17 protein-coding genes are annotated in these 18546 nt (G+C 72.0%); 8 read left to right on the plus strand and 9 right to left on the minus strand.

Annotation, left to right across the window (positions count from 1 at the left end):
* Positions 1 to 301 precede the first annotated feature (301 nt).
* Positions 302 to 1573 carry a phosphoribosylamine--glycine ligase gene (gene purD, locus QRO03_RS15980; protein WP_285138483.1) on the minus strand — a complete coding sequence of 424 codons (1272 nt, stop codon included), beginning with the start codon at positions 1571 to 1573 and terminating at the stop codon, positions 302 to 304.
* Positions 1574 to 1914: 341 nt separating this feature from the next.
* On the opposite strand from purD, the gene QRO03_RS15985 reads away from it, so the two are divergent.
* A complete protein-coding gene (locus QRO03_RS15985) occupies positions 1915 to 2271 on the plus strand; it encodes a sterol carrier family protein (protein WP_285138484.1) in 357 nt (118 codons plus the stop codon).
* A gap of 297 nt (positions 2272 to 2568) precedes the next feature.
* On the opposite strand, the gene QRO03_RS15990 is transcribed toward QRO03_RS15985, so the two are convergent.
* From QRO03_RS15990 to QRO03_RS16015, 6 genes are all read right to left on the minus strand, one after another.
* Entirely contained in the window at positions 2569 to 3501 is a 933-nt protein-coding gene (locus QRO03_RS15990) for a sugar kinase (RefSeq protein ID WP_285138485.1), read from the minus strand.
* Between the two features lie 103 nt (positions 3502 to 3604).
* Positions 3605 to 4237, minus strand: a complete 633-nt coding sequence (locus QRO03_RS15995) for a bifunctional 4-hydroxy-2-oxoglutarate aldolase/2-dehydro-3-deoxy-phosphogluconate aldolase (protein ID WP_285138486.1) — start codon at positions 4235 to 4237, stop codon at positions 3605 to 3607.
* Positions 4227 to 5453 (minus strand): D-mannonate dehydratase ManD, encoded by a 1227-nt coding sequence (gene manD, locus QRO03_RS16000; protein ID WP_243497128.1) that lies wholly within the window; start codon positions 5451 to 5453, stop codon positions 4227 to 4229. The genes QRO03_RS15995 and manD overlap by 11 nt, the downstream gene beginning before the upstream one ends.
* Before the next feature lie 186 nt (positions 5454 to 5639).
* The gene (locus QRO03_RS16005) at positions 5640 to 7040 is read right to left on the minus strand and encodes an MFS transporter (protein WP_285138487.1); all 1401 of its coding nucleotides are present in this window, start codon (positions 7038 to 7040) and stop codon (positions 5640 to 5642) included.
* Positions 7041 to 7092: 52 nt separating this feature from the next.
* A complete protein-coding gene (locus QRO03_RS16010; protein ID WP_285138489.1) occupies positions 7093 to 8097 on the minus strand; it encodes an L-idonate 5-dehydrogenase in 1005 nt (334 codons plus the stop codon).
* A 44-nt stretch (positions 8098 to 8141) separates the two neighbouring features.
* On the minus strand, positions 8142 to 9692 hold the full coding sequence (locus QRO03_RS16015) for a mannitol dehydrogenase family protein (RefSeq protein WP_285138490.1): 1551 nt from the start codon (positions 9690 to 9692) through the stop codon (positions 8142 to 8144).
* 59 nt (positions 9693 to 9751) lie between these two features.
* Between QRO03_RS16015 and QRO03_RS16020 the strand changes: the two genes are divergently transcribed.
* Together QRO03_RS16020 and QRO03_RS16025 are read left to right on the plus strand one after the other, a co-directional pair.
* Positions 9752 to 10753 carry a LacI family DNA-binding transcriptional regulator gene (locus QRO03_RS16020; protein WP_285138491.1) on the plus strand — a complete coding sequence of 334 codons (1002 nt, stop codon included), beginning with the start codon at positions 9752 to 9754 and terminating at the stop codon, positions 10751 to 10753.
* A 191-nt stretch (positions 10754 to 10944) separates the two neighbouring features.
* Positions 10945 to 11280, plus strand: coding sequence for a potassium transporter Trk (locus QRO03_RS16025; protein ID WP_285138492.1), 336 nt, complete (start codon positions 10945 to 10947; stop codon positions 11278 to 11280).
* A 3-nt stretch (positions 11281 to 11283) separates the two neighbouring features.
* On the opposite strand, the gene QRO03_RS16030 is transcribed toward QRO03_RS16025, so the two are convergent.
* Positions 11284 to 11895 (minus strand): zinc-binding alcohol dehydrogenase, encoded by a 612-nt coding sequence (locus tag QRO03_RS16030; protein WP_285138493.1) that lies wholly within the window; start codon positions 11893 to 11895, stop codon positions 11284 to 11286.
* A gap of 362 nt (positions 11896 to 12257) precedes the next feature.
* On the opposite strand from QRO03_RS16030, the gene QRO03_RS16035 reads away from it, so the two are divergent.
* The 4 genes from QRO03_RS16035 (at position 12258) to QRO03_RS16050 (ending at position 17417) form a co-directional block, all read left to right on the plus strand.
* Positions 12258 to 13112, plus strand: coding sequence for a DUF559 domain-containing protein (locus tag QRO03_RS16035; protein WP_285138494.1), 855 nt, complete (start codon positions 12258 to 12260; stop codon positions 13110 to 13112).
* 466 nt (positions 13113 to 13578) lie between these two features.
* On the plus strand, positions 13579 to 14721 hold the full coding sequence (gene purM, locus QRO03_RS16040; RefSeq protein WP_285138495.1) for a phosphoribosylformylglycinamidine cyclo-ligase: 1143 nt from the start codon (positions 13579 to 13581) through the stop codon (positions 14719 to 14721).
* A gap of 6 nt (positions 14722 to 14727) precedes the next feature.
* Positions 14728 to 16203 carry an amidophosphoribosyltransferase gene (purF, locus tag QRO03_RS16045; protein ID WP_285138496.1) on the plus strand — a complete coding sequence of 492 codons (1476 nt, stop codon included), beginning with the start codon at positions 14728 to 14730 and terminating at the stop codon, positions 16201 to 16203.
* Entirely contained in the window at positions 16200 to 17417 is a 1218-nt protein-coding gene (locus tag QRO03_RS16050) for an MFS transporter (protein WP_285138498.1), read from the plus strand. Before purF ends, QRO03_RS16050 begins: the two co-directional genes overlap by 4 nt.
* A gap of 275 nt (positions 17418 to 17692) precedes the next feature.
* On the opposite strand, the gene QRO03_RS16055 is transcribed toward QRO03_RS16050, so the two are convergent.
* Complete coding sequence (locus QRO03_RS16055) at positions 17693 to 17875, minus strand: DUF3073 domain-containing protein (RefSeq protein ID WP_055959610.1); 183 nt, start codon at positions 17873 to 17875, stop codon at positions 17693 to 17695.
* 157 nt (positions 17876 to 18032) lie between these two features.
* On the opposite strand from QRO03_RS16055, the gene QRO03_RS16060 reads away from it, so the two are divergent.
* Positions 18033 to 18545, plus strand: a complete 513-nt coding sequence (locus tag QRO03_RS16060) for a universal stress protein (RefSeq protein ID WP_285138499.1) — start codon at positions 18033 to 18035, stop codon at positions 18543 to 18545.
* The last annotated feature ends 1 nt before the right edge of the window (position 18546 follow it).

The following is an 18546-nucleotide window of genomic DNA, read 5'->3' on the forward strand; positions in this document are numbered from 1 at the left end:
GCGGGAGGAGGGATGCCGGGGCGTGGGTCCTCCGCTGCCGGGATGTCCTCCGCTCGCGGCCGCGGTCGGGCTTCCGGCGAGGAGGGGAGGTGATTCCGGGGCGGGAGGAGGGATGCCGGGGCGTGGGTCCTCCGCTGCCGGGATGTCCTCCGCTCGCGGCCGCGGTCGGGCCTCCGGCGAGGAGGGGAGGTGATTCCGGGACGGGAGGAGGGATGCCGGGCCTAGGTCCTCCGTTGCCGGAATGTCCTCCGCTCCCGGCGTGGGATGGCCCCCGCTCCGACGGTACGAAGCGGCGGAGCGCTCAGTCCTGCGCGACGCGCGCGGCGATGTCGGTGCGGAACTGCCCGCCGTCCAGCCTGATGCGCTCGAGGCCTTCGTACGCGGCAGCGCGCGCCTCGGCGAACGTCGTGCCGGTGGCGACGACGCTGAGCACGCGCCCGCCCGTGGCGACGAGTTCGCCGCCCTGAAGCGCGGTGGCGGCGTGGGCTACGTGCACGCCGTCGACCTCTTCGGCCCGGTCGATGCCGGTGAGCACCCGGCCGGTGAGGGGCGCCTCGGGGTAGCCCTCGCTCGCGAGGACGACGGTCACGGCCGTGGCGTCGGCGAAGGCCGGGCGAGGCTCGTCCTCCAGGGTGCCGGATGCCGCGGCCAGCAGCAGACGCGACAGCGGGTCGACCAGGCGGGGGAGCACGACCTGCGTCTCGGGGTCGCCGAAGCGGGCGTTGAACTCGATGACCCTCACGCCCTGCTCGGTGAGGATGAGTCCCGCGTAGAGCAGTCCGATGAAGGGTGTGCCTTCGGCATCCATCTGCCGGATCACGGGTTCGGCGATCGCGCGGGTGACATGGTCGACGAATTCGTCTTCGCCGCCGAAGCGGTCGGTGAGCCACGGCAGCGGGGAGTAGGCGCCCATGCCGCCGGTGTTCGGGCCCTCGTCGCCGTCGCGCAGGCGCTTGAAGTCCTGCGCGGGGCTGAGCGGGGCGACGTGGTCTCCGTCGCTGAGGAAGAAGAGGGAGACCTCGGGGCCCGAGAGGAACTCCTCGATGAGCACCGCGCCCGTGGGCAGGTAGGTCTCGGCGTGGGTGATCGCGGCAGCGCGGTCGGAGGTGACGATGACGCCCTTGCCCGCGGCCAGGCCGTCGGCCTTCACCACGTAGGGGGCGCCGTAGGCATCGAGCGCCGCTTCGACGGCCGCCAGGTCACCGGCGCGCGCCGAACGTCCGGTGGGGACGCCGGCGGCATCCATGATGCGCTTCGCGTAGGTCTTGGAGCCCTCGAGCTGGGCCGCGGCCTTGCCCGGACCGAACACGGGGATGCCGTGCGCGCGCAGGGGATCGGCCACGCCGGCGACGAGGGGTGCCTCGGGTCCGACGACGACGAGATCCACCGCCTCGGTCTTGGCGAACTCGAGCACAGCGGTGGGGTCGAGCGGATCGAGGTCGACCAGGTGCGCCTCACGGGCGATGCCCGCGTTGCCCGGCGCGGCGAAGATCGCGTGCGTCTCTGCTTCGCTGCGCAGGGCGAGGATGATGGCGTGCTCGCGCGCGCCCGAACCGAGGACCAGGATTCTCACTCGCTCAGCCTACCGAGCGCGGGATCGAGGCCCCGGCGGCGCTGGACACGACGCAGGATCACACGAGGGACGCGCGGGCACCGGCTGCTCCGAAGCATGCACGGCGCAGCGGATGTCCCGCGTCGTGTCCGCGACGCGACCGCTCCTGTTCCACGGAACCCTGCCGACAGGGAGGGCCCCGATCGCTGCGGTCGGGCGAGTGACCTGCGCCGGCCGGGACACGGCGCAGGAGAACTGTGCGGAGCGGGCCGGACGGAGCGCCGCCGCGGGGTCGGGCCGCTGAAATTGTGCGCTGTGTTCGGCTGGCCGTCGAGCGGACGCCCGCGGGTAGCGTGGATGCCATGCCTCCCCGCCGCATCGAGACCGGAGACGGCCGCGCAGCCCTCGCCGCCGTCGCCGCCGGCGACGCCCCGCGCACGGCGACCGCCACGGCCGTGCGTTACCTGCTGCAATTGCTGGCCGAGAAGGCGCCCGGCAACTCGGTCGAGATGAGGGTGCCGCCGTTCGGCGCCGTGCAGGTGATCGAGGGTCCCCGCCATACGCGCGGTACTCCGCCGAACGTCGTCGAGACCGACGCCGCCACCTGGATCGCCGTCGCGACGGGTCAGGAGCACTGGACGGATGCCACGACCGCGGGCCGAATCGTGGCCTCCGGCGTGCGCGCCGACATCAGCGCGCTGCTCCCGCTGCGGCCGTAGCCCACGGCGGCGCGGCGGCGCTGAGGCGGCCGAGAACGCATTCTTTCGCCGAGACCGCCGTCGATTGCGGCGAAACGCGTGCGGTTTCGTCAATGGCAGGCGATCTCGACGCTCGGCGCTCGGCGCTCGCCGCACGACGCGCACCGCGCCCGCGGCGCACCGCGCCCGCCGCGCACAGCGCAGGCGCTCGAAGCACGGCCCCCGCCGCGCGGCGCGCCTGAAGCGCACTGCGCTCGCCGCGCACCGCGCCCGCCGCGCACCGCGCCCGCCGCGCCCGCGCCCGCGCACCGCCCGACGTCAGCGTCGAACCGGGTCGCCGCCGCCGGCGAGGAACCGTTCGAGGTCGCGGCGGGTGGGGGCTGCCTCCCAGTCGCCGGGCACGAGGCACGCCATCGCCCCGCAGGCGTTGGCGCGCACGAGGGCGTCGGCGACGTCGAGTCCCTCGAGGTGGGCGCTGAGGTAGCCGGCGACGAACGCGTCTCCGGCGCCGACGGTGTCGAGGGGGTCGATGACGAAGCCGAGGGCCTCGGTGACGCCCGTCGAGGTGAACACCGCCGCTCCCGCGGGGCCGCGCTTGACCACCACCTGCTCGACGCCCGCCGCGAGCAGGGAGTCGGCGGCATCCGGGGTCAGCAGGGCGAACTCCTCGACCCCGCCGAAGACCAGCGTCGCGCGCTCGGCGATCTCGCGAAGGAGCGGCCCGGCGACGTCGGGGGCGGCCAGCGCCGAGCGGTAGTTCACGTCGAAGCTCACCGGTACACCCGCGGCGCGGGCGCGATCGACGGCGGCGAGAACCGTGTCGTGCGCCGTGCCCGACAGCAGCGGGGTGATGCCCGTGACGTGGAGCAGGTCGGCATCTTCGATCCAGCGCGCCGGCAGGTCGCCGGGTGCGAGGCGGGACCCTGCCGAACCGCGTCGGTAGTAGTGGACGGCGGTGGATGCCGCGGACGGACGCTCCTTGATCATGAGACCGGTGGCCGCCCCGGCGTCGACGAGCGCGTGTACGTCGAGGCCCTCTCCGCGCAGCTCTCGCGCGATGCGTTCGCCGAGGGGATCGTCGCCCACGCGGCCGAGCCAGCCGGTGTCGACGCCCAGGCGCCGGAGGCCCACGGCGACGTTGCTCTCGGCCCCGCCGATGCCGAGCGCGAGGCCGGCGGCGTGACGCAGCGAGCCGATCTCCGTCGTGCGGGCGAGCGCCATGGTCTCGCCGAGGGTGACGACGCGGCTCACGAGCCGTCCCCCGTGTCGCGGGCCGCCCCCGCAGCCGCGCGCGCGACCGACAGGTCGATCATCGAGACCGCGGTGCGGGCCCGATACGCCGGGGACGCGCCGCTCACGCCGAGATCCCCGCGCACACCGCGACGAACCGCTCGGCCCGTGCGCGCAGCGCACCCAGGTCGCCGCCGCGGAACGCGTCGCCGAGCAACGGCCCGCCGACGCTGACCGCCACGGCGCCGGCGGCGAGCCACGCCGCCGCGCTGTCGGCATCCACCCCTCCGGAGGGCACGACGGCGATGTCGGGGAAGGGTCCGCGGAGGTCCTTCAGGTAGCCCGGACCGACCTGGCCGGCCGGGAAGACCTTGACCGCCGAGGCGCCCGCCGACCACGAGGCGAACAGTTCGGTGGGGGTGAGCCCGCCCGGGACGATCGGCATGCCGGCGGCGACGGCGCGCTCGACGAGGGCGGTCGAGGTGATCGGGGTCACGACGTAGTCGGCGCCCACGGCGATCGCGCGCTCGAGCTGGTCGACGTTCGTGACCGTGCCGATGCCGAGGTCGCCGTCGAACGCCGCGCGCAGCTCGGCGAAGGCGTCGAAGGTGCCCGGCGTGGTGAGGGTCAGCTCGACGCTCTGCACGCCCGCCTCGGCGAGGGCGGCGAGCACCGGTGCGTAGTCCGACGCCGCGGACGCGCGGGCGACGACGACGAGCTTCGACGAGACGGTGCGGGACGGCAGCTCACCAGTCATGGACGGTCCCATCGAGCAGGCGGTTCACCGGCAGGTAGGCCTTGGTGTACTCGAACGCGCCGGCGGCCTCCTCGTCGAGCTCCACGCCGAGACCGGGCTGGTCGCCGGGGTGCAGGAAACCCCGGTCGAAGGTGAACGAGGTCTGGAACACCTCGAGCGTCTGCTCGTTGTGCGGCATGTACTCCTGGATGCCGAAGTTGTGGATCGCGAGGTCGAGGTGCAGGGCCGCCGCCATGCCGACGGGCGAGATGTCGGTCGGGCCGTGGATGCCGGAGCGGATGCCGTAGATCGCGGCGAAGTCGAGCAGCTTCTTCATCGCGGTGATGCCGCCGGTGTGGGTGACGGCGGAGCGGACGTAGTCGATGAGGCGCTCGGTGATGAGCGTCTGGTAGTCGTACACCGTGTTGAACACCTCGCCGATGGCGAGCGGCGTCGTGGAGTGCTGGCGGATGAGGCGCAGCGCCGTCTGGTCCTCGCCGGGGGTGGCGTCCTCGAGCCAGAACAGGTCGTAGGGCTCGACGTCCTTCGCGAAACGCGCCGCCTCGATCGGCGACATGCGGTGGTGACCGTCGTGGAGGATGCGCAGGTCGGTGCCGAACTCCTCGCGGATCTTCGAGAAGACCCCGGGCATGTGGTTGAGGTACTGGCGGGTGTCCCAGGTCTCCTCGGCCGGACGATCGCCGGAGCGCTTCGCGGGCTCGTAGTCGTAGCGCACGCCCGGGCCCGCGGCCGAGACGCCGTAGATCTGACCGAGGCCGGGCACACCGGTCTGCACGCGCACGGCGGTGAAACCGAGCTCGCGGTAGCCCGTGATGGCGTTGGCCAGGGCCTCGAAGTCGGTGCCCGAGGCGTGGGCGTAGACGCGCACGCCGTCGCGGCTCGCGCCTCCCAGCAGCTGGTACAGCGGCATCCCGGCCTTCTTGGCCTTGATGTCCCACAGCGCCATGTCGACCGCGGCGATCGCGGCCATGGTCACCGGTCCGCGGCGCCAGTACGCCCCGCGGTAGAGGTACTGCCAGGTGTCTTCGATGCGGTCCTCGTCGCGGCCGATCAGCATCGAGGCGAGGTGGTCGGAGAGGTACGACGCCACCGACAGCTCGCGGCCGTTGAGGGTGGCATCCCCCCATCCGACGACGCCGTCGCTCGTGGTGACCTTGAGGGTGACGAAGTTGCGTCCGGGGCTGGTGACGATGACGTCGACGGAGGCGATGCTCATGAGGGACTTCCTGGTCGAGAGGCGAAGGGGGCGGCGAGCGGGGGCGTTGCCCGGAGCGGCATCCGGGGAGGGGTCGTCCGCCGCGGGGGAGGGATGCCGGGTGGGCCCGCCGTCACGGGCCCACCCGGACGAGGGCCACAGGGGCCCGTCGGGTGACGGGGCTCGACCTGCGCGAGCCCCGCCGGATCACATCGCGGGGCGGGGATCCCGCAGGTCGCGACCGGTCCACTCGGGGGCGACGATCGCGGCGACCAGGGCGGACGCCGTGAAGACGCCCATGAGCACCATGATCGGCACGATGCTGCCCGTGGCGGCGGCCACCCAGGCGGCGGCGACGACCGGGCCGATGCCGGTGGCGACGATGGCGGCGACCTCGCGGACGACGGCGGTGAGGGTGTAGCGGTTGCGGGCGCCGAAGATCTCGGGGATCGAGATGTTCTCCATGGATGCCAGCCCCAGCACCGAGATGTTGTGGATCAGCGCGTAGCCGACGAAGATCCAGCCCACCTCGCGGGAGTTGATCAGCAGCAGGGTCGGCACGATCAGCACGAGCGACAGCGACGACATCACGATGTACATGCGGCGGCGACCGACCTTGTCGCCGAGGAAGCCGACGAGGGGGATCGTGATGAAGCCGATCAGCGACGACACGATGACGATCTCGGGGCCGACCTCCTTCGAGATCGCGAGGGTGATCGTGATGAACGAGATGAGGTAGGTCTGCACGATGCCGGAGTTGCCGGCCTGGCCGAAGCGCAGGAAGAACGACACGAGGACGGCCTTGAGGGGCTTCTTCTGCAGCGACTCGAGCGTGCGGACGTCGTTGGTCTCGGTCGCCACGCGCTCCAGCTCGGCGCGCGAGAGCGCCTTGCCGTCGACGACGTCGGTGCGCTCTTCGAAGACGGGGCTCTCCTTGAGGTTGAAGCGCACCCACAGGGCGAACACCATGATCACGGCGCTGCCGATGAAGGGGATGCGCCAGCCCCACGCGATGACGTCGCTCTCCATCATCACGGCGAGCAGGATCGCCCAGATGCCCGAGGCGAAGAGGGTTCCGCAGTTGGTGCCGAGGGCGACCAACGAGGCGACGACGCCGCGACGGTTGTCGGGGGCGTACTCGGCGAGCATGACACCCGCGCCCGAGATCTCGGCCCCCGCGCCGAAGCCCTGCGCGAGGCGCAGGATCACCAGCAGGATCGGAGCCAGGATGCCGACCTGCTCGTACGTCGGAAGGACGCCGATCAGCGTGGTCGCCGCGCCCATGAGCAGGATCGTGTAGAACAGCACGTTCTTGCGGCCGACCTTGTCGCCGATGCGGGCGAAGAAGAACGCGCCGACCGGGCGGGCCACGTAGCCCACGCCGTAGGTGGCCATCGCGAGGACGACCGCCATGGCGGCATCCCCTCCGGCGAAGAAGATCTGGCTGAAGACGAGGGCGGCGGCCAGCGAGTAGAGCTGGAAGTCCATGAACTCCAGCGCGGTGCCGAGCCAGCCCGAGACGGCGGCGCGGGCGAGGTCGCCGGTCGAGCGCTTGGCGATGGGTGGTGACGTCGACGCGTCGACGCCGGGGGCGGAAGAGCTGCTCATCGGATTACTCCTTTGTAGTGATGACGGGTCTGGGACAGCGGGTGTCGGTGGGTCAGAGGGAGAGGAGGACCTTGGCGGATGCCGAGGAGTCGCGCGCGGTGGCGAACGCGCCGACCGCGTCGGTCGCGGGGACGACGTGCGAGACGACCGCGTCGAGGGTGTCGGTCGACGCCAGCATCGCGATCGCGTCGTCGATCTCGGTGGAGAAGCGGAACGCACCGCGCAGGGTGAGCTCCTTCGCGAGCATCGGGGCGAGGTTCACGCCGAGCTCGGCGTCGGGGAGCATGCCCACCTGCACGACGGTGCCCGCGCGCCGCGCCGCGCGCACGGCCTGCGTGAGCGCCACGCCCACGCCCGAGCACTCGAACACGACGTCGAACGATTCGTTCTCGATCGTGTCGGTGCCGACGAGGAAGGTCTCGGTCGCGCCGAGGGTGCGCGCCCGCTCGAGGGGCTCGGGTCGCACGTCGCTCGCGCCCACGACCGCGGCGCCCGCGTGGACGGCCGCGGCGGCGACGAGCAGGCCGATCGGACCCGCGCCGATGACGAGGGCGCGCTTGCCCGTGAGGTCGCCGGCCAGGGTCACCGCGTGGATGGCGACGGCCAACGGCTCCGCGAGGGCCGCGCGCTCGAGAGGCAGCCCCTCGGGCAGGACGCGCACCATGTGTTCCTCCACGACGAGCAGTTCTGCGGCGCCGCCCTGGCGGTGGGGGAACCCTGCGGCGCTGCCGAGGTAGTCGCCGCCGGCGCGGAGGTGCGGGCGGTCCTCCAACCCCGCGACCGAGGGGCCGAAGCGCGCGGGGTGCACCGTCACGGGCGTACCGGGGGCGAGACGGCCGGAGGGGTCGAGGTCGACCTCGGCCGACAGCTCGTGTCCGGGGGTGAGGGGCTCGCGCACGGCGTACTCGCCGTTCTTGCCGTGGAAGTAGTAGTGCAGGTCGGACCCGCAGATTCCGACGTAGCGCACGCGCAGGCGCACCTCGCCGTCGCCGGGCTCCGGGGTGGGGCGGTCTTCCCAGCGGATGTCCTCCGCGCCGTGGATCGCGAGAAGCTTCATCGCGTCTCCTTCGTGTCGTGTGCGCTCCGGGGAGCGCCGGGTGGTCAGGGGGTGGTGGTCGCCAGGGCGCGGGATGCCGAGAGGGCGTCGGCGACGGCGCTGTCGACGCCGCGGTGCACGATGATGTCGAGCAGGTCGCCGACCCGGTCGACGAACGCGGTGCGATGCGCGAGATCCTCGCCGAACAGGTGCAGGTCGACGATGGCGCGGGCCGCGAGGTCGCGGCCGCCTCGCGCGGCACCCGCGGCGAGGCGTTCGCGCGCGTTGTCGCTCATCGCCGCGGCGTGCGGACCCGGGTCGAAACCCGCGGGCGGCGCGACGCAGGCGAGGTAGGCGGCGACGGTGAGGGCGATGAGGTGCGGGAACTCCCCGCGGTCCAGCGCCTGCAGGGCAGGACCCGGGATGCGCTGGCCGAGCTTGACGGATCCGTCGGAGCCGACCTGGTCGGTGCGGTGTCCCAGTGCGGTGTTGCCCCAGCGGGCGAACAACTCGCGTTCGTACTGCTCGACGTCGACGCCCGCGGGCGCGGTGATCGAGGGCTCGTACTCGTGGCGCAGCACGGCCGCGGCGGAGGCCTCGATCTCGGGGAGGGCGATGGCATCCGGGATCGTCACCGCACCCTTCAGGGCGCCGAGGTAGGCGATGAGCGAGTGCGTGCCGTTGAGCAGACGCACCTTGAGCAGCTCGTACGCGGCGACCTCGTCGGTGAACACGGCGCCGCCGGCCTCCCACATCGGGCGTCCCGCGGCGAAGCGGTCTTCGATCGCCCACATCGTGAACGGCTCGGCGGGTACCGGCGCGTCGTCACGCACCCCGAGGAGGGCGGCGACGCGATCGGCGAACTCCGGTGTGGTCGAGGGGACGATGCGGTCGACCATGCTCGAGGGGAACGTCACGGCCCGGTCGAGGTAGGCGAGGACGTCGGCGCCCTCGGCATCCGGAAGCTCCTGCAGGAACGCCCGCACGAGCTTCTCGGTGTGCGAGCCGTTGGACAGCAGGTTGTCGCAGCTGAGGATCGACATCGGTTCGCCGCCCGCCTGGGCGCGACGCTGGAGGCCGCGGGCGAGCTGCCCGATCGTGGAGCGGGGGGCGCCGCCGCGGATGTCGGCGGCGACGAGCGGGTCGGCGACGTCGAGCCGCTGGCTCGAGGGCGAGTAGTTGTAGCCGTTCTCCGTCACGGTGAGTGTGGCGATGCGGATCCGCGGGTCCGCGAGGTCGGCGACCACGCGTGCCGGGTCGTCGGCGGCGACGTAGGAATCGGTGTGGACGCCCGGGATCTCGAGCGAGGTGCCCTCCGGCGAGATGGTCGCGACGGCGTAGAGGTGATCCTGCGCGTGCAGCGAGTCGACGATGCGGCGTGAGCGCGAGGCGACGCCGACGATTCCCCAGTCCCCGCCGTCGGCGCGCAGTGCGGCCGCGGTGTAGACCGCCTGGTGCGCGCGGTGGAAGCTGCCGAGGCCCAGGTGCAGGATGCCGGCGGCGGGCGGCACGGGGACGGCCACGGCGGCGGACGAGGCGCGGGTCAGACGGGCGGACGCTGCGGCTCCGTCGGGTGCGGTACGGGTCGCCTCGAGGGGATCATCGATGATCGGCATGGCAACAGTGTGCAGCTCTTTGTACAAACTTGTCAAGCGTTTACATCGGACGATGGACGATGATGGACACACGGCGACGGGAGGTGGAGATGGCGGCGAACCTCACAGAGGTGGCACGGCACGCGGGAGTGTCGATCGCCACCGCATCACGCGCCTTCGGCGAACCCGACCGACTGGCGCCCGCGACGCTCGAGCGCGTGCGCCGATCCGCGGTCGAGCTGGGCTACGCGACCCCCCAGGTGGCCACGGGCACGCGCACGATCGCGGTCGTCGTCCCGGATGCCGCCAACCCCGTCTACGCGACCCTGCTCAAGGCCATCCAGGGCCAGGCGTGGCACGGCCGTCACCGCATCGTGCTGTTCGACGCCGACGAAGACCTCCGCCGCGAGCGCGAGGCCATCGAACTCGGATGCCGCACCGACGGTCTCGTGCTGTGCTCGCCGCGCCTCCCCGAAGACGAGGTGCTCGCCCTCGTGCGCGACACCCCGCACGTCGTCATCAACCGCGTCCTCCCGGGTGCGACATGCGTGGTCATGGATGCCGAGCGGGGACCGACGCAGGCTGTGGAGCACCTCTCGGCGCTCGGTCACGACCACGTCGCCTACGCGTCCGGACCGCACGGCTCCTGGGCCGACGAACAGCGCGTGGGCGCCGTGGCCCGCGCGTGCGAGCGCTTCAGCATCCGCTTGACGCGGTTGAGCCACCACGCGGCATCCATCCAGGGTGGCCGTGCCGGGGCGGCGGCCGCCGTCGCGAGCGGCGCCACCGCGGTCATCGCCTACAACGACCTCGTCGCTCTGGGACTCGAGGCGGGCATGGCCGAGCTCGGCCGTGTCTGCCCCGACGACGTCAGCATCGTCGGCATCGACGACATCGACCTCGCCGGCGCCGTGACCCCGAGCCTCACGACCGTCCGCATGCCGATCGCCCGCTCCGGCGCCCTGGCCGTCGAGCTGCTGCTGCAGGCGATGGTCGGCGGAACTCCGACGGACGAGACAGTGCTGCCCTCGCAGCTCATCGTGCGCAGCTCCACCGCGCCGCCGCGCACACCCCGACGCTGACGGCGTCGCCGCGTGGGTGGGTCCCGAGCGATCTTCACCCCGGCTCGCACATCGGTGCGGTCTCGCCCCGCCCCCGCATTCCGCGCGGTCTCGCGATGTCGCAGACCCGGCGATCCGACCCGCGGTCGGCGGGTCGCTCGACGCGAAAAGGTCACGACCCGCTGCGACCCCGACGGTGGGAGAATGGGCGCATGGCCGAGCAGCCCGCCCCCGAACGACCGGTGTACATCCGCGACGACATCGAGACCGCGACCGTGCGCCGCGCGCCGAAGTACGGCGTCTTCCTGGCGGCCGGGGCGTTCCTCGGCATCCTGGTCGCCCTGATCCTGACGATCGCGATCGACGGATCCGACATCAGCCCCTACACGCAGGTGGTCTACTCCGAGCTCCAGGTGTTCGGCTTCACCGCGCTCATCTGCGTCGTCGCGGGCGTCGCGCTCGCCGCGATCGTCGCCCTCATCTTCGAGCGGGTCCTGAGCGGTCGTACGCGCCGCGTCACGGTCGATCACGAGCAGTACGAGGTCTGATCCTCAGGCCAGCTCCGCGATGATCGGGTGGATCGCGGTGTCGAACGCCACGACGTCGCTGCGCAGACCGTCGGTCACCGCCACGGTGAGCGAGCCGATCCACCACACGCCCCGCTGAGTCAGCGGTAGCACCTGCACGTTCAGCTCGAAGGAATGCGCGCGCCTGCCCACGGTCCGCTCGTGCGCGGCGATCGCGCCGGCGTAGGCGCGGTACGACACCCCCGGACGCGCCGCCGACTCCCGCGCGTAGCGATCGTGGGCCAGCCGGGCGAAGTCGAGCGCGTCGTCGGCGTGGGCGGTGATGGCCTGGCGCAAGGTGTCGGCGCCGTCGACGGGAAGCGCGACCAGGCCGTCGAACCCGTCCACCAGCTCCAGCGGCACGGGTGAGGGGTGCGCCTGCGGTTCGACGGTCATCGCCCAGAAGCCCCGCCACTCGCGTTCGAGCTGCGCGTGCGCGGCATCCGTGTCGCTCGTGATCATCGGGGGCGGTACGCGCCGCAGAGCCGGCAGTTCCTCGGGGGAGCGGATGCCGAGCACCTGGCGCAGATACAGCGCGATGAGCACCGGTTGAGCCGCGTCCTCGCGGATCACCCACTCCGGTTGGCCGCTCGTCATGCCGACATTTTAGAGACGCACCCGGCCCCAGGCGATGGGCCTTGCGCGGGGCTGCGCCGTGCGCCGTCGGTCCGCGGGGTCGCGCCGTGCGCGGCTGGGCTGTGGGATGCGGGCGAGACGTGCGCGGCCGGGCTGTGGGATGCGGGCGAGACGTGCGCGGTCGGGCTGCGGGGTGCGGGGGAGGAGATTCCGGGAGGGGAGGATGCCGCGGCCCCGACCTGTCCTCCCGTCGCCGAATCTCCTCCGCTCGCTGGCGAGTGGCGGTTCTCGCTCCGCTCCGCGAGGTTCCTCCCCACCCGGATGTCCACAGCCGGCGCCGTCCGCTCCTGCGCCGCTTCGAAACAGCCGGGCACTCTCGTTCGATGAGCTCACCCCTCTCGCAACGCATCGACGCCCTCGTCAACCGTGTCCGCGCGCTCGAGGGGGTCGCCCCGTCGGCGCGGATCCAGCGCGAGGGAACGTCCCCCCACACCGTCGCCGCGGCCGTGCGGACCGGTGCTCTCCTCCGGGTGCGTCGACGGTGGATCGCTCTCCCGGATGCCGACCCCCTCCTCGTCGCCGCCGCGCGAGCGGGAGTGACGCTCGCCTGCTGTACCGCGGCCACGCGTCACGGGCTGTGGGTCCTCGATCAGCAGGTCTTCCACGTTGCGGCACCGACGCACGCGGGGCGGATCGTGGTCGCGTCCGGGACGCGCGTCCACCGCGCGCGACCGTTGCTTCCACGGCATCCGGAAAGCCTCGTCGACGGGGTGGTCAATGTCCTGGGTCTGGTGAGCGCGTGCCTTCCGGCGGAGCAGGCGCTGGCGGTGTGGGATTCGGCACTGAACAAGAAGCTCGTCACCCTCGACGAGATGCGACGCTACCCCCTCACGGCGCGAGCGCGCGCGCTCGCCGAGAGGGCCACGCCCCTGCCGGATTCCGGTCTCGAGACCCTCCTGATCGTCCGGCTGCGATGGCTACGCGAACGACTCACACCGCAGGCGTGGATCCTCGGTCACCGGGTCGACCTGCTGATCGGCGAGAAACTCGTCCTCCAAGTCGACGGCGGGCATCACGTGGGCGCGCAGCGCGGGGCCGACATCCGTCATGACGCGCTCCTGACCCTGAACGGCTATCACGTCATCCGCGTCGGATATCGCCAGATGGTCGAGGACTGGTCGTCCGTTCAGCTCCTCATCGTGCAGGCCATCGCGCAGGGCCTGCATCGGGCCCGCTGATCCAGCGAATCCCCTTCCCTCGGGGGAGGAGATTCCGGGAGGGGAGGATGCCGTGGGCTCGACATGTCCTCCCGTCGCCGAATCTCCTCCTTCGCCTGTGCCCGGAGCCCGCGCGCGGCGGGCGCCCGCACTCGGGACGTGTACGCAGCAGCGCCCCTGAGAATCGCGCGCGGCGCCGCCCCCGTCTGCGACCCCGGGGGGCGGAGGAGATTCCGTGAGGGGAGGATGCTGGGGCCCCGATTCGTCCTCCCGTCGCCGATTCTCCTCCCGCGACGTACGGCCGCCGGTCGCCGGGCCCGACCCTGGAGGGAGGAGATTCCGTGAGGGGAGGATGCCGGGGCCCCGATTCGTCCTCCCGTCGCCGGATCTCCTCCCGCGCCGCACGGCCGCCGGTCGCCGGGCCCGACCCCGGCCCCCGGCGCCGTGCGCGACGCGCGGGCGTGGCGAGCGCGGGTAGTCTGTTGCGGTGGCTCCCGCTCCCCACGAAAACCCCTATTCCGCCGCCGGCGTCGACACTGCCGCCGGAGACCTCGCCGTCGAATTGATGAAGTCGGCCGTCCGTCGCACCCACGGCCCCGAAGTGCTCGGCGGCGTCGGTGGCTTCGCCGGCCTCTTCGACGCCTCGGCGTTGCGCGACTACGCCAAGCCGTTGCTCGCGACGAGCACCGACGGTGTGGGCACGAAGGTCGCCATCGCTCAGGCCATCGACAAGCACGACACCATCGGCGAAGACCTCGTCGGCATGGTCGTCGACGACATCGTCGTGGTCGGCGCCCGCCCGCTCTTCATGACCGACTACATCGCGTGCGGCAAGGTCGTGCCGCAACGCATCGCCGACATCGTCGCGGGGATCGCGCGCGGCTGCTCGATGACCGGCACCGCCCTGGTCGGCGGCGAGACCGCCGAGCACCCCGGCCTCCTGGGCGTCGACGACTACGACGTCGCGGGGGCGGCGACGGGTGTCGTCGAGGCCGACCGCATCCTCGGCGCCGACCGCGTGCGCGGCGGCGACGTCGTGCTCGCCCTCGCCTCCAGCGGCCTGCACTCCAACGGCTACTCGCTCGTGCGCCACATCATCACCGGTGCGGGTATCGCGTACGGCGCGGCGTCGGCCGATCTCGGGGGCACATGGGGCGAAGCGCTCCTCGAACCCACGCGCCTGTACACCTCGCCGCTGCTGCGCCTGCTCGACGACGGCGCGGTGGGTTCCGGCATCCATTCGCTCAGCCACGTCACCGGGGGCGGCATCGCGGCCAACCTCGCGCGCGTTCTGCCGCAGGACACGTGGGTCGACGTCGACCGCTCGACGTGGAGCCCGTCACCGGTGTTCCGCGTGCTCGCCGACATCGGCGGGCTCGAGCTGACCGCGACCGAGGGCACCTGGAACCTCGGCATCGGCTTCCTCGCCGTCGTCGCACCCGAGATCGCGGATGCCGCGACCGCGGCGCTCACGGCGGAGGGTATCGCCACGTGGCAGGTCGGCATCGTCCGCGACGATGCCCGCCCCGAGGGCGAGTTCGAACAGGGCGCCAAGGGCGTCGACGGAGGCGCGGTGCGCCTGGTCGGCTCGTACGCGGATGCCGGGCACCCGGCGAACGGAGCGAAGTAACCCTTCATGTGCGGCATCGTCGGCATGGCCGGGCAGGGCCCGGTCAACCAGGAGATCTACGACGCGCTCCTCCTGCTCCAGCATCGCGGGCAGGACTCCACGGGCATGGCCACCGCTGAGGCCAGCGGGGTCTTCCACATCCACAAGGCCCGCGGCCAGGTGCGCGAGGCGTTCCGCACGCGCGACATGCGGGCCCTCCTCGGCGACATCGGCCTCGGCCATGTGCGCTACGCCACCAAGGGCACCGCGTCGAACGAAGAAGAGGCGCAGCCCTTCTACGTCAATGCCCCGTACGGCATCGTGCTGGTGCACAACGGCAACCTGACGAACACGCGGGAGCTCACCCGCGAACTGTTCAGCAAAGACCGCCGTCACCTGAACACCAGCAGCGACACCGAGCTGCTCGTGAACATCCTGGGTTCCGAGCTCCAGTCCGAGATCACCGGACCCGATCTCGACCCGGCGCAGGTGTTCCGCGCGGTCGCCCGCGTGCACGAGCGCGTCGAGGGCTCCTACGCCTCCATCGCCCTCATCGCCGGGTACGGACTGCTCGCCTTCCGCGACCCGTTCGGCATCCGTCCCCTCATCCTCGGTAAGCGTCCCGCCGCCGAGGTGCCGGGCGGCGAGCCGCGCGAGGAGTTCATCGTGGCATCCGAGTCGCTCGTGCTCGAGAACGCCGGATTCGAGGTCGTCCGCGACATCGAGCCCGGCGAGGCGGTGTTCGTCGCCCTCGACGGCACGCTGCACGCCCAGCAGTGCGCGCCGAACGCGACCCTGGCGCCCTGCTCGTTCGAGTACGTCTACCTGGCCCGCCCCGACTCCGTGATGAACGGTGTCTCGGTGTACGAGACGCGTCTGCGCATGGGCGAGCGTCTCGCCGACACGGTCGCGAAGTACACCCCCGCGGGGTCCATCGACGTGGTCATGCCGATCCCCGACTCCGCGCGCCCGGCTGCGATGCAGGTGGCCCGCAAACTCGGCATTGAGTACCGCGAGGGCTTCTACAAGAACCGCTACGTCGGCCGCACCTTCATCATGCCCGGGCAGGCGGTGCGCAAGAAGAGCGTGCGCCAGAAGCTCAACGCGATGTCGACCGAGTTCCAGGGCAAGAACGTGCTGCTGGTCGACGACTCCATCGTCCGTGGCACCACGAGCCGCGAGATCATCCAGATGGCACGGGATGCCGGGGCGCTCAGCGTGACGTTCGCGTCGGCCGCGCCGCCGGTGCGGTACCCGCACGTGTACGGCATCAACATGCCCTCGCGTCACGAGCTCGTCGCGCACGATCGCACGATCCCCGAGATCGCGGCGGAGCTCGGGTGCGACTACCTGGTCTACCAGGAGGTCGACGACCTCAAGGCGGCGATCATGGAGGGCACCGACCTGGTCGACCTCGACATGAGCTGCTTCGACGGCCGGTACGTCACGGGGACCGTGTCGGAGGAGTACCTCGCCTGGGTCGAGGGCAGCCAGGAGTCTTGACCCGCCGCGCGGCGGGGCATGTCGCGCTCGCCGCGGCCGCCGTCGTGCTGCTCGCGCTGACGCTGCGCATCGCGGTGGCGTCGCTCTCACCCCTGCTGACGGTGATCGGCCGCGACTTCGAGGTGCCCGCGGCGGTCGTCGGGCTCATCGGCATGGCACCCCCTGTCGCGTTCGCGCTGTCGGGCATGGTGACGCCGGCGATCGAGCGACGTCTCGGGTTGGAGCGCACGGTGCTCGTCGCCGCGATCGTCGGCGCCGTGATGCTGGGGCTGCGCGCGGCCGTCGTCGACGCGTGGACGCTGCTGGCGGCGACGGCCGGCGTCTTCGCCGCGGTCGGGGTGGCCAACGTGCTGCTGCCCACCGTGGTGAAGAAGTACTTCCCCGAGCGCATCGGGCTCATGACCACCGTGTACTCGACCACGATGGCCGTGGCGACGTTCACGCCCCCGCTGGTGGCCGTCCCCCTCGCCGAGGCGGTCGGCTGGCGGGGATCGTTCGTGACGTGGGCGGCCGTGGCGGTGGCCGCGGTGGTGCCGTGGGTCGCGATGAGCCTGCGCGCCCGTGCCTCGCGTTCCGACATGGTCGCCGAGCCCGGGTCGTCGGTGCTCTCGCGCATCGTGCGGGTGCCGCAGACCTGGGCGCTCGTGATCACCTTCGGCGTGAACTCCGCCGTCGCGTACGGGATGTTCGCGTGGCTTCCGCTGATCCTGATCGACGACGCCGGAGTGGATGCCGCCGAGGCGGGCGGTCTGCTCGCCCTCTTCGCCTTCATGGGGCTCCCGGTGTCGCTGCTCGTGCCGGTGCTCGTGGCGCGGCTGGGCCGGACGACGCCGTTCTACGCCGTGGCCATCCTCGGAGGGCTGACGGGGATCGTCGGTCTCGTCGTGGCACCCGCGACGGCGACCGCGCTGTGGGTGGTCCTCGTCGGCATCCCGCCCCTGATGTTCCCGCTGGCCCTCGTGCTGTTCGGTCTGCGCACGCGTTCGCACGAGACCGCCGTCGCGGTCAGCGCGTTCGTGCAGAGCACGGGATACGGATTCGCGGCTCTCATGCCCCTCGCGATCGGGGTGACGCACGAGGTGACCGGTGGCTGGACGGCCGGGCTCGTCGTGCTCGGCGGGGCGTTGCTGCTCGTCGTCCCCGCGGCGATCGTCATGGCCCGGCGGGAGACGGTCGAGGAGGCCTGGGAGAGGCGCACCGGCACGTCTTGGTGACGGCCGGGATCGCACGCTCGTGCGCGCTCACTGCTCGAGACGGAACGCATCGCGCGATCTGATCTCGCGCCGCCCGCACGGTGGTCACCGGCGTGAACCGTGCGCCGTGCGCCGCGTGAACCGGGCGCCGTGCGTCATGGCGCGACGAAGACCGCCCACCATCGGACGGTCCATCGATCGACGGAACGGCGACGATACGACCTCGCGTCGCGTTCAGAATCGACGGTCGTTCGACGAAGTGGGCGTTCTCCGATACCGAAGAAGAGCGGAAGGCGTCAGGCCTTCTTGTCTTCGTATTCGTCGTTGTACTGGTCGGCCCACTTGTCGACGTACGCGTCTTCACCCGGAGCGGGGGCACCCAGTTCGCGCTCGAGAGCCGAGTAGTTCACCGAATAGGTGTCGTACTTCAGCTCACGGGCGATCTTGGTGTGCTTCGCTTTCTGACGGCCACGCCCCATGCGAGACCCCCTCACGATCGACGTGCAGGGCCGCGCTGTGCCCTGCGTATTGCGGTTCCGGACCGAGCCGGTAAGAGTAACACCCAGGATATCACGGCGCATTCCGGCTGAGCCGTCGGGCGGCGTCCGCCCGGCCCGGCCGGCGAGAGGAGCACCCATGACCGACCAGCCCCATCACGCCCCCGCGGGACCGGTGATCGCCGGCGTCGTTCCCGGGCAGTCGTCGCGGGTCGTGCGGGAAGCCGCTCGGCAGGCGGCGCTCGCGCACGTCGATCTCGTCGTCGTGCACGTCGACACCACCCGATTCGTCGCCTTCGAAGACCCCGACGGCTACGTGCACTCCGCGGGCGGCGACGTCGCCGGAGCGGCATCCAAGGCTGCTCTCGACGACGTGCGGCGAGCCACTGCCGAGGCGCTCGGGGACGACGCCGTCGCGTGGAGCGTCCGGCAGGAGATCGGCGATCCGGCGCTCGCGCTGATCCGGCTCGCCGACGAGATCCATGCGTCGGTGCTGGTCGTTGGCACGCGCAAGCGCGGGCTGGGCGAGTCGCTGCGCGAGTTCCTCACCGGATCCGTCGCCGCCCGGCTGAGCCACCGCCAGCGCCGACCGGTGCTCGTCGTCCCGCAGGACGACCCGGTCGGCGCCGACGATCAGCTCCCGTGGGAGTGAC

The sequence above is a fragment of the Microbacterium sp. lyk4-40-TSB-66 genome (genome assembly GCF_030209475.1).
Taxonomy (GTDB): domain Bacteria; phylum Actinomycetota; class Actinomycetes; order Actinomycetales; family Microbacteriaceae; genus Microbacterium.

Excerpts from the sequence above, each read along its gene's own strand:
- manD (WP_243497128.1), bottom strand. The coding sequence starts at position 5,453 with ATGAGCATCGCCTCCGTCGACGTCATCGTCACCAGCCCCGGACGCAAC.
- QRO03_RS16020 (WP_285138491.1), top strand. The coding sequence starts at position 9,752 with ATGATGGACACACGGCGACGGGAGGTGGAGATGGCGGCGAACCTCACA.
- QRO03_RS16025 (WP_285138492.1), top strand. The coding sequence starts at position 10,945 with ATGGCCGAGCAGCCCGCCCCCGAACGACCGGTGTACATCCGCGACGAC.
- QRO03_RS16060 (WP_285138499.1), top strand. The coding sequence starts at position 18,033 with ATGACCGACCAGCCCCATCACGCCCCCGCGGGACCGGTGATCGCCGGC.
- purF (WP_285138496.1), top strand. The coding sequence starts at position 14,728 with ATGTGCGGCATCGTCGGCATGGCCGGGCAGGGCCCGGTCAACCAGGAG.
- QRO03_RS16010 (WP_285138489.1), bottom strand. The coding sequence starts at position 8,097 with ATGAAGCTTCTCGCGATCCACGGCGCGGAGGACATCCGCTGGGAAGAC.
- QRO03_RS16035 (WP_285138494.1), top strand. The coding sequence starts at position 12,258 with ATGAGCTCACCCCTCTCGCAACGCATCGACGCCCTCGTCAACCGTGTC.
- QRO03_RS16030 (WP_285138493.1), bottom strand. The coding sequence starts at position 11,895 with ATGACGAGCGGCCAACCGGAGTGGGTGATCCGCGAGGACGCGGCTCAA.
- QRO03_RS16005 (WP_285138487.1), bottom strand. The coding sequence starts at position 7,040 with ATGAGCAGCTCTTCCGCCCCCGGCGTCGACGCGTCGACGTCACCACCC.
- QRO03_RS15985 (WP_285138484.1), top strand. The coding sequence starts at position 1,915 with ATGCCTCCCCGCCGCATCGAGACCGGAGACGGCCGCGCAGCCCTCGCC.
- QRO03_RS16055 (WP_055959610.1), bottom strand. The coding sequence starts at position 17,875 with ATGGGGCGTGGCCGTCAGAAAGCGAAGCACACCAAGATCGCCCGTGAG.
- QRO03_RS16015 (WP_285138490.1), bottom strand. The coding sequence starts at position 9,692 with ATGCCGATCATCGATGATCCCCTCGAGGCGACCCGTACCGCACCCGAC.
- QRO03_RS15995 (WP_285138486.1), bottom strand. The coding sequence starts at position 4,237 with ATGACTGGTGAGCTGCCGTCCCGCACCGTCTCGTCGAAGCTCGTCGTC.